This is a genomic window from Gordonibacter sp. 28C (genome assembly GCF_003339845.1).
Lineage (GTDB): Bacteria > Actinomycetota > Coriobacteriia > Coriobacteriales > Eggerthellaceae > Gordonibacter.
In genome coordinates this window covers 165164-178392 of record NZ_PPTR01000005.1, presented here as the reverse complement: position 1 = coordinate 178392, position 13229 = coordinate 165164, and the positions used below count along the sequence as shown (strand labels likewise).

Annotated in this window: 14 protein-coding genes; 1 reads left to right on the top strand and 13 read right to left on the bottom strand. The window is 68.4% G+C overall.

What is annotated here, in order from left to right; genetic code table 11:
• Window positions 1–36: 36 nt before the first annotated feature.
• The 13 genes from C1878_RS08405 to lepA form a co-directional block, all read right to left on the bottom strand.
• Window positions 37–963, bottom strand: coding sequence for a C39 family peptidase (locus tag C1878_RS08405; RefSeq protein ID WP_147272922.1), 927 nt, complete (start codon window positions 961–963; stop codon window positions 37–39).
• Window positions 964–1439: 476 nt separating this feature from the next.
• On the bottom strand, window positions 1440–2633 hold the full coding sequence (locus C1878_RS08400) for a MiaB/RimO family radical SAM methylthiotransferase (protein ID WP_114601157.1): 1194 nt from the start codon (window positions 2631–2633) through the stop codon (window positions 1440–1442).
• A complete protein-coding gene (locus C1878_RS08395) occupies window positions 2630–3475 on the bottom strand; it encodes a 16S rRNA (uracil(1498)-N(3))-methyltransferase (protein ID WP_114601156.1) in 846 nt (281 codons plus the stop codon). The genes C1878_RS08400 and C1878_RS08395 overlap by 4 nt, the downstream gene beginning before the upstream one ends.
• A gap of 231 nt (window positions 3476–3706) precedes the next feature.
• Entirely contained in the window at window positions 3707–4840 is a 1134-nt protein-coding gene (dnaJ, locus tag C1878_RS08390; protein WP_114601155.1) for a molecular chaperone DnaJ, read from the bottom strand.
• 60 nt (window positions 4841–4900) lie between these two features.
• Window positions 4901–5914, bottom strand: coding sequence for a heat-inducible transcriptional repressor HrcA (gene hrcA / locus C1878_RS08385; RefSeq protein ID WP_114601154.1), 1014 nt, complete (start codon window positions 5912–5914; stop codon window positions 4901–4903).
• A 342-nt stretch (window positions 5915–6256) separates the two neighbouring features.
• Entirely contained in the window at window positions 6257–6583 is a 327-nt protein-coding gene (locus C1878_RS08380) for a HigA family addiction module antitoxin (RefSeq protein ID WP_199519314.1), read from the bottom strand.
• A 12-nt stretch (window positions 6584–6595) separates the two neighbouring features.
• Window positions 6596–6877 carry a type II toxin-antitoxin system RelE/ParE family toxin gene (locus C1878_RS08375; RefSeq protein ID WP_114601259.1) on the bottom strand — a complete coding sequence of 94 codons (282 nt, stop codon included), beginning with the start codon at window positions 6875–6877 and terminating at the stop codon, window positions 6596–6598.
• Window positions 6878–6919: 42 nt separating this feature from the next.
• The gene (gene hemW / locus C1878_RS08370; RefSeq protein ID WP_114601152.1) at window positions 6920–8032 is read right to left on the bottom strand and encodes a radical SAM family heme chaperone HemW; all 1113 of its coding nucleotides are present in this window, start codon (window positions 8030–8032) and stop codon (window positions 6920–6922) included.
• 26 nt (window positions 8033–8058) lie between these two features.
• A complete protein-coding gene (locus tag C1878_RS08365) occupies window positions 8059–8748 on the bottom strand; it encodes a M23 family metallopeptidase (protein ID WP_114601258.1) in 690 nt (229 codons plus the stop codon).
• Between the two features lie 32 nt (window positions 8749–8780).
• The gene (dusB, locus tag C1878_RS08360) at window positions 8781–9755 is read right to left on the bottom strand and encodes a tRNA dihydrouridine synthase DusB (protein WP_114601151.1); all 975 of its coding nucleotides are present in this window, start codon (window positions 9753–9755) and stop codon (window positions 8781–8783) included.
• A 12-nt stretch (window positions 9756–9767) separates the two neighbouring features.
• The gene (locus tag C1878_RS08355; RefSeq protein ID WP_114601150.1) at window positions 9768–9962 is read right to left on the bottom strand and encodes a hypothetical protein; all 195 of its coding nucleotides are present in this window, start codon (window positions 9960–9962) and stop codon (window positions 9768–9770) included.
• Between the two features lie 60 nt (window positions 9963–10022).
• Entirely contained in the window at window positions 10023–10241 is a 219-nt protein-coding gene (locus tag C1878_RS08350; protein WP_114601149.1) for a hypothetical protein, read from the bottom strand.
• Complete coding sequence (gene lepA / locus C1878_RS08345; RefSeq protein ID WP_114601148.1) at window positions 10241–12046, bottom strand: translation elongation factor 4; 1806 nt, start codon at window positions 12044–12046, stop codon at window positions 10241–10243. Before lepA ends, C1878_RS08350 begins: the two co-directional genes overlap by 1 nt.
• A 398-nt stretch (window positions 12047–12444) precedes the next feature.
• Here lepA and rpsT point away from each other — a divergent pair, with 398 nt between their 5' ends.
• The gene (gene rpsT, locus C1878_RS08340) at window positions 12445–12957 is read left to right on the top strand and encodes a 30S ribosomal protein S20 (RefSeq protein ID WP_114601147.1); all 513 of its coding nucleotides are present in this window, start codon (window positions 12445–12447) and stop codon (window positions 12955–12957) included.
• The last annotated feature ends 272 nt before the right edge of the window (window positions 12958–13229 follow it).

Here is a 13229-nt window from a genome sequence, read left to right as displayed (position 1 = left end):
GACGGCTCGTCCGCTCGCCGAGCCCGCAGGCCGTCGTCAGGCGCGGCGGTAGGCGTAGAGGGCCTGGGTTTGGCCGAGGACTTGGCCGACGTCCCACCCTTTCGCGGAGCGTTCGGCCGAGTACGGGTCGTTGACGACGAGCGAGCCGTCGTCGTTCAAGCCCGCGATGACGAAGAAGTGGCCCGCCGAGGTGAAGTCCCCCGGGCCCACGTTGCAGATGACGAGCCCTCCGCCCGCGAGCGCCGCGGCGAGCGCGTCGGCGTTGACGTCGATCTGCGCGCACGACAAGCCGAGCGAGGGGGCCTCGTTCAGCAGGAACGTCGCGTCGGTTCCGTCGAACTGCGTCTCGTACCCGCCCTCTCGCGCACGCACGCCCAGGTCGTAAGGCGACAGGTCGCTCTTGCCGGTGAGGCTCTGGTACACCATGGAAAGCGACGTGGGGCAGCAGCCCGTGAGCGCGAACGTGGTGGAGCTGTACACCGTGTAGCCCCAGCGCTGGTCCCACTGGAAGAGCAGCGGCGCGCCGCCCTGGGTCCGCTCGCCGCCCGAGGCCTCCCCCGCGTCGGCTGGGTACCTCTCGGGAAAGGCGCGCACGAACGGCACGGCCTCGGGCTCGCTTGCGGCGAGTTTGAGCAGCTTGTACTGCACCGCGTCGCCGTCGACCGCGTACTCGTCGGCATGGTTGGCCACCCAGGCCACGTCGGCGTTGCCCTTGGCGGCTTCCATGAGCGAGGCGGCCAGGTCGGCATCGAGGTAGTCGGGCACCGACACCGTCTCGGGCGCCGGCTCCTGCCCCTGTTCCTCGGCGGTCTGGACGCCGCCGGCGGGCTCCTGCGCGTCGCCGGCGCAAACGCGCACGGCGAACACGACGACCGCGACGAGCACGATCGCGACCACGCCAGCGGCGACGAGCGCGCCGCGAGGGCCGAGGATGCCGAAAAGCCTCGAGGCGACATCGCGCATGACGGAGAAAGCCTTGCCGACGGACGACGAGATCGTCGAGGCGGCGGATGCCGTCCGGGATGCGGCGGGAGAAGACGAGCCGGCGTTTCGCGCGGGGCTCTTCGAAGGTCCGCGATCGACGGGCGCCACCCGGGATCGAGAGGGGCGTTCCTCCTCTTCGTGCAAGCGGGCCCGACGCGCCTCGAGGCGCGCACGTGCGGCCGCGCGTTCGTCCGCAGCCCCGTTTCGATGCTCGCGATCGGAGATGGCCCGCTCCTTCCCATTGCCGCCGATGCGCCCATTCTAGCACGACGGAACGCGCGAAGGCCCACTTGTAACGCAACGTGCTTCGCGCGAAACGCCGGGCTTTGGAGACGTTGTCGCCCGAGACGGTCGGAATTCCGCCCGAAACCGACCGTCTCGGGCGACAACGTCTCGGTGTTGGTTCGATGCGGTGCCTTCGCTCGCTGCGACGGACCGCGAAAGACGATTCCCGCCTAGCCCTTGGGAAACTCGACCTCCACGAGCGAGCCCGCCAGAGCGCCCGCGGGCGCGGGGAGTTCGAAGTAGCTCTCGGTGAGGGCCGTGCCGCCCGGCTCCACGACGGCGAGCTCGCGCGTTCCGGCGCGGCGCGCGAGCTCCTGGGAGCGCAGCTCGCGGCCCAGCTCTCGCAGACGGCGCGCGCGATCGGCCTTGACGGGCGCGGGCACCTGGTCGTCGCGCGCGGCCGCCGGCGTGCCGACGCGGGGCGAGTACGGGAACGCGTGGATCTTCGCGAAGCGGCACCGCCGCGCCGCCGCGAGCGTGGCGGCGAAGTCGTCCTCCGTCTCGCCCGGAAAACCCGCGATGACGTCCGTGGACAGCGAGAGCTCCGGAACGGCGTCGTAGAGCCCGTCCACGAGCGAGCAGAACCGCTCGGCCGTGTAGGGCCGCGCCATCTCGGACAGCACGCGCGTGGACCCGGACTGCAACGGCAGGTGCAGGTGGCGGCACACGCGCCCCCCGGCGGAAGCCAGCAGCGACACGAACGCCTCGTCGACGTCCATGGGCTCCACGCTGGACACGCGGAAACGCGCATCGGGGCCGCCGTGGGACCCCAGCCCGCGCGTCTCGTCCAGCAGGCGTTCCAGCAGCCCCGCGAGGCGCAGGTCCGCATCGTCGTAGGAGCCCAGATTGATGCCCGTAAGCACGATCTCCCGCACGCCCGCCGCAGCCAGGGCGCGCGCCTCCGCCGCCACCTCGTCGGCCGGCCGGCTGGTCGCGCGGCCGCGCGCCACGTGCACGATGCAGTACGTGCAGGCGTTGTCGCAGCCGTCCTGCACCTTCACGCCCACGCGCGTGCGGAAGCCCTCGCCCGCTCGCAACGCGGCGTCGGTCGGCGCGGCCGCCGCGAGCTCGCCCTTGGGCACGACCTCCACGCGCGGGTCCATGGACGAGAACGCGTCCGCGTCGAGCGCGGCGGCGCATCCCGTGACCACGACGCGCGCCGTCGGGTTCGCGCGCAGGGCGTGGCGCACGGCCTTGCGCGTCTTCTTCTCGGCCTCGCCGGTGACGGTGCACGTGTTCACCACGACGAGGTCGGCGTCCTCCTCGGCCGCCGCAACGCCGCCGCGGGCCATGAGCGCGGCGGCGAACGCGTCCGACTCCACGCGGTTGACCTTGCAGCCCAGGTTGACGACGGCGAACCTCATCGCACGCCCCGCATCTCGCCCGTCCCGTGCAGGCGTTCGCCCGCCTCCGCGCCGCATCGCGCCATGCGGGCGAGCTCGTAGAGGACGAGCGTCGGCGCCACGACGCCCGCCGTCTCGGTGCGCAGGATGGAGGGGCCCAGCGTGACGAGCGAGGACCGGGGGTTGCAGCCGAGAAGCGCCTCGACCTCGCGCTCCGCAAGGCCGCCCTCGGGGCCCACCACCACGGCGATCCGTGCGTCCTCGGGAGCCGCGCCCGCACGCATCAGCCCTTGCGCGATGGCCTCGTCTATATGCGCGGTGCGCGGGGCCTCCTCCCAGCACACGAGCAAGGCGGTGGCGTTCGCCAGCAGTCCGCACGCCCCTTCGACCGTCGTCGGCTCCGCCACCTCGGGCACGGCGCGCTGGCCCGACTGCATGGCGGCGCTCTTGGCCACGGCGCGCCACCGCTCGGCGCGCGCGGCGGCCTTCTTGGCGTCGAGCTTCACGATGGAGCGCTCGCACGCGAGCGGGACGAACCCGGCCACGCCCAGCTCGGTGGCGTGGCGCACGACCGCGTCCATCTTGTCGCCCTTCGCGAGCCCTTGCACGAGCACCACGGTGGGCCGGCCCCCTTCGTCGTCGAGCCGCTGCGCTATGCGCACGAGCGGCATCGCGTCGGAGAAATCGACCACCTCGCACTCGAAGTAGTCCCGCACGGCGTCCACCACCGCCACGTGCTCGCCGGGCGCCAGGCGCAGCACGCGCGCGTGCTTGGCGTCGCCGGGCGACAGGCGCAACGGGAACACGCCGTCGGCCTCGTCGGCGAGCACCTGGTCTTCCAGATAGAAATGAGGGAGGGACATGGGAACCTTTTCTCCGGCGGGTGTTGATGCCTGTCATCCTGAGCGCAGGTCGTAGGCCGAAGTCGAAGGATCCCGCGCGGCGTCAGCGGGAAGCGTTACGGCTATCGCCGCACGGGATCCTTCGACTCGCTGCGCTCGCTCAGGATGACATGGGTACCGCCTCGCTCGCTCAGGATGACAGGGGCGCTGCTGCGCTCGCTCGGACATAAAGGCAGCCGAGCGGCAGAGCGCCTACTGGAACGCGTCGCGCAGCTTCTGCAGGGGCGTGCGGGCGTCGGGCACGTCCTCGCCCATGTCGGCGGCCAGCTGCTCCAAGAGCTCGCGCTGCTTCTTCGTGACCTTCTTCGGCACCACCACGTTCACATGCACGAACAAGTCTCCGCGCGACTCGCTGCGGAACTTCGGCATGCCGTGACCCTTCACGCGCACCACCTGCTCGTTCTGGCAGCCCTCGGGAATGCGCACCTGCACCTTCTCGTCCTCGAAGATCCCGTCGATCTCTATCTCGGCGCCCAGCGTGGCCTGCACGATGGACACGTTCGCGCGCGCGTGCAGGCTGTCGCCGTCGCGCTCGAAGAACTCGTGGGGCTGCACGCGCACCGTGACGATGAGGTCGCCGGGCGCGGCGCCTTGCAGGCCGGCCTCGCCGAAGCCGGAGAGGCGCAGCTGCTGCGAGTCGCGGATGCCCACCGGCACCTCCACGGTCACGCGCTGGCGGTCGGGCACGCGGCCCTGGCCCTCGCACTCGGGGCACGGGTTCTCGACCGAGCGGCCCGTGCCTCCGCACGTCTTGCACGTCGTGGCCGTCTGCATGTCGCCGAGGAACGTGTGCTGCACGGTGACCACGCGGCCCTGGCCGCCGCACTCGGGGCAGGTGACCTCGTGGCCGTCGGGGCCGAGGCCCGTGCCGTCGCAGTCGGGGCACGGCGCCAGGCGGTCGTAGACGATCTCCTTCTTGGCGCCCGCCGCCACCTCTTCCAGCGTGACGCGCAGGCCCACGCCCATGTCGCGGCCTTCGCGGCGCTGCGCCTGGCGCCCGCCGCCGCCGAAGAACGAGCTGAAGATGTCGCCCATGCCGAAGCCGCCGCCGAACAGGTCCTCGAAGTCGACGTAGCCGCCGCCTCCGTAGGGGCTGCCGCCGCCGGCCGCGCCGGGAACGGTGCCGAAGCGGTCGTACTGGGCGCGCTTGCCGGGGTCCGAAAGCACGTCGTACGCTTCGTTCAGCTCTTTGAACTGATCCTCGGCGTCGGCGGCCTTGTTCACGTCGGGGTGAAGCTCGCGCGCGCGGCGTCGGAACGCCTTCTTGATCTCGTCTTCCGTGGCGTTCTTCGAAACGCCTAGAACCTCGTACAGATCCTTGGCCATTGCTATTCTGTGCACCTTCCTCGTGAACGGCGCCGCTTCCGCGCGGGCGCCGTGCAGATCCTATACGTCCTGAAGCGCCGCGCTCGCGATGCGCACCGCCTGCAATACCTTCGAGTAGTCCATGCGCGTGGGCCCGATGACGGCCACGACGCCGGCCGAGTCCCCGCGCCCGTAGCGGCTCGCCACCACCGACACGCCCGCCAGCTCCTCCGCGTCGTTCTCGCGTCCGATGCGCACGCTGGGCGTGCCGTCGGCCTGCTGCACCGCGTCGTCCAGGATGTGCAGCATCACCGTGTCGTTCTCGAGCACCTGCATGACGGGCAGCAGCGCCTGGGACTGGCTGAACTCGGGCTTCGTCAGAAGCGAGCTCACGCCCAGCCGGTGCGCGCGGGAAAGCTCGCTCTCCTGCAGGCACGACAGCACCTCGTCGAGCGCCATGCGCACGAGCGGGTCGCGGAACGCCTCGGCCATGCCCTGGCCCAAGCCGTCCTCGATCTGCTGGAGCGACTTGCCCGTGAACACGTCGCCCAGGAACATCTGCACGCGGGCGAGGTCGTCCGGAGCCACCTCTTCGGCGAACTCCATCTGGCGGTTGAACACCTGGCCGTCCTCGGTGACGAGCACGACGAGGGCGCGGTAGGGGTTGAGCGAAATGAGGGAAAGCTGCTTGATGTGCAGGTTCAACACGGACGGCGCCAGCACGATGGACAGGCAGTCCGTGATGCGCGTGAGCGCAGACGACGTCTGCTCCAAGAGCGCGTCGAGCTCGCTCGCGCTGCGGCGCAGCTCGTCCACCACCGGGCGATAGCGTTCGTCGTCACCTGCGAAATCGGTCGTGAGCAGGTTGTCGACGAACGCGCGGTAGCCGTGGTCGGTGGGAATGCGGCCGGCCGAGGTGTGCGGCTGCGTGATGTAGCCCCCGTCCTCGAGCACCGACAGCTCGTTGCGCACCGTCGCCGGGCTCACGCCCAGCTGGTAGCGTTCCGTGAGCGTGCGCGAGCCCACCGGCAGAGCGCGCGCGACGTATTCTTCAATGAGCGCGGCAAGCACCCGCTGCCTGCGATCCGATAGCACGCCTCTCCACCTTCTTCTCTCGCTTCAACCTCCCCGCCTCTCGCATCCAAGCCTTCCTCCGGCCCGTGCGAGCGGCGATGCCCCTCGTCCGAGCGGCACCAAGAAGACATTTTAGCAGCCGATGCAAGAGAGTGCTAAGAAAAGCGGAGGAAATATGCAGAACGGCTCCGAAACCCGCCTATTGAACCGCAAGCGGGGATTACGGCGGGAAAGCGCGCACCCTTTAGGCGCCGCATCGTCAGTCAGTCGCCCTGCGCGCGTAACCCGAACGTTCCACCAGCAACTGGCCCTGCTCCGAACGCGCCCAATCAAGCAAAAACGCGGCCGGCGCAGCGAAGGCGCCTAGCCCATTTCGCATAGCGGCAGCGGCTCTATCCCCTCGATCGATGCGCGGCCGAGGTCAAGGGAATCCCACAGGTCGACGTTGCGCTGGAGGTTCAGCCAGTACTGCGGCGACGTGCCGAAGAGGCGCGCCAGCCGAAGCGCCATGTCCGGGCTGACGGCACGCCGTTCGCGCACGAGCTCGTTCACCGACTGGCGCGACACGGAGAGCCGCTTCGCCAGCTGCGCCACGCTCAGCCCGAAATCGGGCATGAACTCCTCGCGCAGCACCTCGCCGGGATGCGTCGGCTTCCTCGATACGATCAACATGGTCTCAGTTTCTTTCATGACACGCTCACCTCAATGGTAGTCGCACAGTTCGACATCGTAGGCGTCCTCCCCTTCGAACCGAAAGCAGATACGCCATTGGGCGTTCACCGCGATGGCGTATTGTCCGAATCGCTCGCCCTGCAGGCGATGAGGTCGATTGCCCGGCGGAACGCGCAGATCGCCGGCCGTATGCGCCGCATCGATCATATCGAGTTTTCGAAGCGCGCGAGCCGTCACTTCCGAGGGAAGTTTCTTCGAAACGCCGTCGCAAAACAGCGCCTCCGTGTTGCTGTCGGCGAATGACTTTATCATGTCGATATTGTAACGCATAACGTGACGCGCTACAAGCCCTCCTTAGGGCGCCAAGTCGAACAGCGCGCCGTACAGGTCGTTGCCGCAGAGCCAGCCGCGCTCGGTGGGGCACCAGCGCGCGTCCTCGTGCGCGACGAGGCCCTCCCCCGCGAGCTCGTCCAGCACGGCCGGCGCGTCGGGAAGCAGAGCCGTCGCGCGCGCCACCTGCTCGTCGGACACGCCGCGCGTCATGCGCATACCCAGCATGAGGTCCTCGGCGGCCATGCCGCGCGCGTCCAGGTCGTCGGTCACCTGGCCGTCCTGCACGCGCATGCGGCGCTCCGCGTTCTGGGTCATCGTGGCCGCCGAGCGGCCGAGGCCCAGGTACGGCACGCCCGTCCAATAGGCGATGTTGTGACGGCATTGGAAGCCGGGGCGCGCGTAGCTCGCCACCTCGTAGCGCTCGTAGCCGGCCCCGGCCAGCACGCGCGCCGCGATCTCCATGTGCTCGGCCTCCACGTCGTCGTCGGGCTCCGACAGCTTGCCCTCCAGCACGGCCCGGTAGAAGGGCGTATGCTCCTCGATGGTGAGCGGGTACACGCTCACGTGCGCCGCTCCGAGCGCCACGGCCTCGCGCACGCCCGCCTCGAAGCTCGTCGCGCTCTGGCCGGGTATGCCGCACATGAGGTCCACGCTCACGTTCTCGAACCGCGTCTGCGCGGCCGCCACGGCGCGGCGGGCGGCGTCGGCGTCGTGAGCGCGCCCAAGCGTCGCCAGCACGTCGTCGTCGAAGCTCTGCACGCCGATGGACAGGCGGTTCACCCCGAGCGCCCATACGTCGCGCACCATGCGCTCGGTGAGGCTCTCCGGGTTCGCCTCCATCGTGCACTCCACCTCGGGAGTGAGGTGCATGGACAGGGAGAGCGTGTAGAGCAGCATCGACAGGCGCGCAAGGCCGATGTGGCTCGGCGTGCCCCCGCCCACATACACCGTCTCGAGCGCCCCGAGCTCGCCCTCCTTCGCCTTGCGGCGGATCTGCAGGCTCAGGTCCTCCACGTACGCGTCGATCTCCGACGAATCGGCGGGCACGGCCGACGTGGCGAAGTCGCAGTACCCGCACCGCTTCACGCAGAACGGCACGTGCAGGTAAAGCGCCTTGTAGGGATCGTGGGGCATGGGTGCAACCTTTCCGAGGGTAACCGTCATGCTAAGAAGCGTATCCGATCGTCAGCCGTCGGAACGCCCTCGTGCATCTTTTTCCACGCACCGTGCTCAAACGCTTCGTAAGAGGCGAAGGCGCACGGAAGGCCGGCGGCGCGCGTCAAATCAGGGTCGTCCATGAGCTGGAAATGCAGATGCGGGTAGTAGGAGTTGCCCGAATGCCCGACGGCGCCCAACGGCTCGCCCTGCGCCACGACCTGGCCGAGCTCCACCTTCACCGTGGAGGGACGCAAATGGCAGAAAGCAGCGTACACGCCTTCCCGGCAGCGCAGGATCACGTGGTTGCCCGCCAGCTCGCGCACGTCTCCGACCTCTGGGTCGAAGCCGCTGTTCCTGGCAGCCCGGCGCGCGTCTGAGAGCAGGCGCGCATGCCTGCGCTCGGGCCAATCGGCCTCCACCCCCACCACCGTGCCGTCGCAGGGGGCGTACACCGTCTCTCCGTAGCAATAGCAGGAATCGATGGGAACGCCCAGCAGGAGGTAGCGTAGGAAGCTGGCGCGGTAGCAGGGCCTGCCCGCGCGCCGCCAGTCCACCTGCAGGAAATCGTAGGCGAAGCGCGAGCCCAGCGCGTCGGTGCCGTGGCTGGGAACCCGCGTTCCCGGCGTGTTGGGAACCGCCCACTCACCCCTGAGCGGGAACTCGACGACGATCGGGTCGTCTGCGTCGTGCACGCTCAACGCCTCTCTTTCCACCGCGCGGGCGATCACTCGGCGTGCTCGCGTGCGCACGCGAGCAGCTCGTCGAACACCGCGTCGAAATCCTCCACCGACACGCAGGCGTTTATCCTCGCCCGCGCGGCGGCGGCTCCCGGAAGGCCGGCCAGGTACCACATGGCGTGCTTGCGCATGCGCACGATGTTCTTGCCCTCGCGCTCGGAGAGCAGGCGCGCGTGGCGGCGGGCCATGGCCAGGCGCTCCTCCACGGCGGGGGGCGCGGGTTCGGGCTCGCCCGCGAGCGCCGCCTTCGCCTGCGCGAACACCCACGGGTTTCCCTCGGCGCCGCGCGCGATCATCACGGCGTCGCAGCCGGTGCGCTCCGTAAGCGCCACAGCATCGGCACCCGTACGCACGTCGCCGTTGCCGATAACGGGCACGCCCACGGCCGCCTTCACGCGCGCGACGGCGCCCCAGTCGGCGCTGCCGCGGTAGAGCTGCTCGGCATAGCGCCCGTGCACGGCCATGGCGCACGCGCCCGCATCCTCCATGCGGCGCGCGAAGTCAACGCACGTCTCGTCCCCCTCGGCCCAGCCGCGCCGGAACTTCACCGTCACGGGATGCTCCACGGCCGCGCGAACCGCGCGCACGATAGCGGCGGCCAGCTCCGGGTCCTTCATGAGCGCCGACCCGTCGCCCTTCGACACGATCTTGCGCGCCGGGCAGCCCATGTTGACATCGAGGTAGGCCAGCGACGGGCCCATCTCGTCCTCGATCCACGCGGCCTGCGCGGCCATCGTGTCGGGTTCGTGGCCGAACAGCTGCACGGCCACCTGGTCCTCGCCGGGTGCCAGGCGCAGCAAATGCCGCGTTTTCTCGTTCGCGTAGGAAAGCCCTTTTGCCGAAACCATCTCGGTATACGTGAGATCGGCGCCCTGCTCGCGGCAAAGCGTGCGGAACGCCTCGTCGCTCACCCCCGCCATGGGGGCGAGCAGGAGCCTGTGCTGCCGGAAGAAGTCGAACATGGCGATGAGGGCCTAGGAGGCCAGCACGTCGATCATGTTGACGCCGACGAAGATCAGCAGCACCACGAAGCCCACCACGGCCACGAGGCAGCCGCACCCGAGCGCGATCTTCGTGCCGCCCGACGTGGCGGCCTGCACCTGCTCGCGCGCCGCCTTCTTCTCGTCGAACGGATCGTCCAACCAGTCGAAATCGTCTTTCTTGCCCATGTCGTTGCACCTATCAATCGCATGCCGGGAGCATCGTCCCGAAATCGTCTACACAGTCGCTCACACAATTCTCAACAGCACGTAACCCAACAGCATCGCAGCGGCCGCTATGGCCAACGAGCCAACCACGCGACGCTTCAGAAGGCTCCAGCCCTCATCGTCCAAGCTGCCCAAGTCGCGAGGAAGAGGCTTGCCCCACTGCCTGCCGAACAGGAACACCGCGAGCGCCAAAAGGGCCGCGATGGCAAAAACGAGTACGATGAGCATGCCTCTGTCCATTAGTCGTCCACCTTCAGAATGGCCATGAACGCCTCCTGGGGCACTTCCACGTTGCCGATGTTCTTCATGCGCTTCTTGCCGGCCTTCTGCTTCTCAAGAAGCTTGCGCTTGCGGCTGATGTCGCCGCCGTAGCACTTCGCCAGCACGTCCTTGCGCTTGGCCTTCACCGTCTCGCGCGCCAGCACGCGCCCGCCGATGGCGGCCTGGATGGGCACCTCGAACATCTGGCGCGGGATGATGGCGCGCAGCTTCTCCGTGAGCACGCGGCCGCGGTCGTAGGCCTTGTCCTTGTGGATGATGAACGACAGCGCGTCCACCGGCTTGCCCGACAGCAGGATGTCCAGCTTCACGAGCTTGCTGGGCTTGTACCCGTCGAAGTCGTAGTCGAGGCTGGCATAGCCCTTCGTGTTGGACTTCAGCTTGTCGAAGTAGTCCATGATGAGCTCCGAGAGCGGGATCTCCCAGAGCATCTCCACCGTGGTGGGCGACAGGTAGTTCATGGTGACGAACGTGCCGCGCCGCGCCGTGGTGAGCTCCATGACCGCACCCACGTAGTCGGGCGGGATGAGTATCTTCGCCTTCAGGTAGGGCTCCTCGATGTGCTCGATCTCGCCGGGGTCGGGCATCTCCTGCGGGGAGTGCAGCGACAGCATCTCGCCGTTCGTCTTGTACACGTGGTACTCGACGGACGGGGCCGTGGCCAGCAGGTCCAGGCCGAACTCGCGCTCGAGGCGCTCCTTGATGACCTCCATGTGCAGAAGTCCCAGGAAGCCCACGCGGAAGCCGAAGCCGAGCGCGTGCGACTTCTCCGGCTCCCAAGCCAGCGCCGGGTCGTTGAGCGAGAGCTTCTCCAGGGCCTCCTTGAGCGGCTCGTACTGGTCGCCGTCGATGGGGAACAGGCCGGTGAACACCATGGGCTTGGCGTCGCGGTAGCCGGGCAGCGGCTCGTCGACGCCCCGCGCGACGGCGGTGACGGTGTCGCCCACCTTCACCTGCCGCACGTCCTTGAGGCCCGTGACCAGGTAGCCCACCTCGCCCACCGACAGCTGCGGCATGGGAGTCTCGGCGGGGCGGCGCGCGCCCACCTCCTCCACCAGCACCTCGGTGCCCGTGGCCATCATGCGCACGCGGTCGCCCTTCTTGAGCGAGCCGTCCACCACGCGGATGAGCGCCACCACGCCGCGGTAGGGGTCGAAGTACGAGTCGAAGATGAGCGCGCGCAGCGGCCCGTCGGCGTCGCCCGTGGGCGCGGGGATGTTGTACACCACGGCCTCGAGCAAATCGTGCACGCCCTCCCCCGTCTTGCCGGAGGCGAGCACCGCGTCGTCGGCGGGGATGGCCAGGCCCTCCTCGATCTCCTCGCGCACGCGGTCGGGCTCGGCCGCGGGAAGGTCGATCTTGTTGATGAGCGGGATGATGTCGAGGTTCGCGTTCATGGCCATCATGGCGTTGGCCACGGTCTGCGCCTCGACGCCCTGCGTGGCGTCCACCACCAGCACGGCGCCCTCGCACGCGGCCAGGCTGCGGCTCACCTCGTAGGTGAAGTCGACGTGGCCCGGCGTGTCGATGAGGTTGAACTGGTAGGTCTGGCCGTCGTCGGCCGTGTAGTCCACGCGCACGGCCTGGCTCTTGATGGTGATGCCGCGCTCGCGCTCGATGTCCATGCTGTCGAGCAGCTGCTCCTGCATGTCGCGGTGCGCCACGGTGCCCGTGAGCTCCAGGATGCGGTCCGAGAGCGTGGATTTGCCGTGGTCGATGTGCGCGATGATGGAGAAGTTGCGGATGAGGGTGGGATCGGTGGTCATAGTCGCTTTCTTCTATATGGGCGGTGCACGAGCGAAAAACGTGTTTTCGGGAATTTCCTCGTGAAAACGTACTCAACGTTTGGTATTCTATCGCATTGTGTATCCAGCGATACGTGCGTGCGATGATCTTATCGCCAAATCTGCAGACGTGGCTGCATTACGGATTCGTCCCGCTGGTGACCGGTTGGTCTGCGAAACAGAGAAATCCCGCCTGTTTCCACATGCATCGTCAACGACCCGCGCGCTTGCCGCACGGGCGGCTCCTCCGGGGCCTTGTTGCGAGGCGATCGGTTACCGTGCGACCGCAGGGGCAGGCATCGCCCGCCCGTATCGCTGGAAGCGCAGCGCGATTAGTTTCGCATAAGACAAGGTATTCGATTTTTGGAGGAACAAAGCACATGGCGAACATCAAAAGCCAGAAGAAGCGCATCATCACCAACGAGAAGGCCCGCATGCGCAACCGCGCGGTGAAGAGCGAGCTCAAAACCGCCATCCGCCGCGTGAAGGACGCCGTGGCCGCCGAGAACGGCGCCGAGGCATACGCCGCCGCGCTGGCCGCCTGCCGCCTTCTGGACAAGGCCGCCTCGAAGGGCGTCATCCACAAGAACCAGGCCGCGAACCGCAAGAGCGGCGTCATGCTGCTCGTCAAGGACGTGGTGACCGACGCCGACCGCGCCGCCTACGTGAAGCCGGCCAAGAAGGACCAGAAGACCGGTTCCAAGAAGGCCGCCGCCAAGGCCGAGCGCGAGGCTGCGCTGAAAGCCGCCTCCGCCGAGAAGGCGAAGCGCCGCGAGAAGACGCAGAAGGACGAGGCCGCCGCTGCGAAGCGCAAGGCCAAGGAAGCCGAGGAGGCCGCCAAGGCCGAGGCTGAGGCCGCTGCCGCCGAAGGCGCCGAAGAGGCCGCCGAGTAGTTCGATGCAACGGGATCGCCCGCGATCCGTCCGCATATCAAGGAAGAGGAAGCCCCCGTTTTCGGGGGCTTCCTCGCGTTTGGGGAAGGGAAATGTCCCAAATGGGGACTGTCCCCATTTGGGACATTTTCGCAGCGAAGGCGATTCCCGTAGGGGCGATCTCCTGATCGCCCGTTCCGGCGCAGCCGGAAAAGCAACCGCGGGCCGCATTTTCGCGCTTCGCGCGAACAGGCGATCAGGAGATCGCCCCTACGGGAATCGCCGGGCTCGCG

Excerpts from the sequence above, each read along its gene's own strand:
- C1878_RS08405 (WP_147272922.1), bottom strand. The coding sequence starts at position 963 with ATGCGCGATGTCGCCTCGAGGCTTTTCGGCATCCTCGGCCCTCGCGGC.
- C1878_RS08400 (WP_114601157.1), bottom strand. The coding sequence starts at position 2,633 with ATGAGGTTCGCCGTCGTCAACCTGGGCTGCAAGGTCAACCGCGTGGAG.
- C1878_RS08395 (WP_114601156.1), bottom strand. The coding sequence starts at position 3,475 with ATGTCCCTCCCTCATTTCTATCTGGAAGACCAGGTGCTCGCCGACGAG.
- dnaJ (WP_114601155.1), bottom strand. The coding sequence starts at position 4,840 with ATGGCCAAGGATCTGTACGAGGTTCTAGGCGTTTCGAAGAACGCCACG.
- C1878_RS08380 (WP_199519314.1), bottom strand. The coding sequence starts at position 6,583 with ATGAAAGAAACTGAGACCATGTTGATCGTATCGAGGAAGCCGACGCAT.
- C1878_RS08375 (WP_114601259.1), bottom strand. The coding sequence starts at position 6,877 with ATGATAAAGTCATTCGCCGACAGCAACACGGAGGCGCTGTTTTGCGAC.
- hemW (WP_114601152.1), bottom strand. The coding sequence starts at position 8,032 with ATGCCCCACGATCCCTACAAGGCGCTTTACCTGCACGTGCCGTTCTGC.
- dusB (WP_114601151.1), bottom strand. The coding sequence starts at position 9,755 with ATGTTCGACTTCTTCCGGCAGCACAGGCTCCTGCTCGCCCCCATGGCG.
- C1878_RS08355 (WP_114601150.1), bottom strand. The coding sequence starts at position 9,962 with ATGGGCAAGAAAGACGATTTCGACTGGTTGGACGATCCGTTCGACGAG.
- C1878_RS08350 (WP_114601149.1), bottom strand. The coding sequence starts at position 10,241 with ATGGACAGAGGCATGCTCATCGTACTCGTTTTTGCCATCGCGGCCCTT.
- lepA (WP_114601148.1), bottom strand. The coding sequence starts at position 12,046 with ATGACCACCGATCCCACCCTCATCCGCAACTTCTCCATCATCGCGCAC.
- rpsT (WP_114601147.1), top strand. The coding sequence starts at position 12,445 with ATGGCGAACATCAAAAGCCAGAAGAAGCGCATCATCACCAACGAGAAG.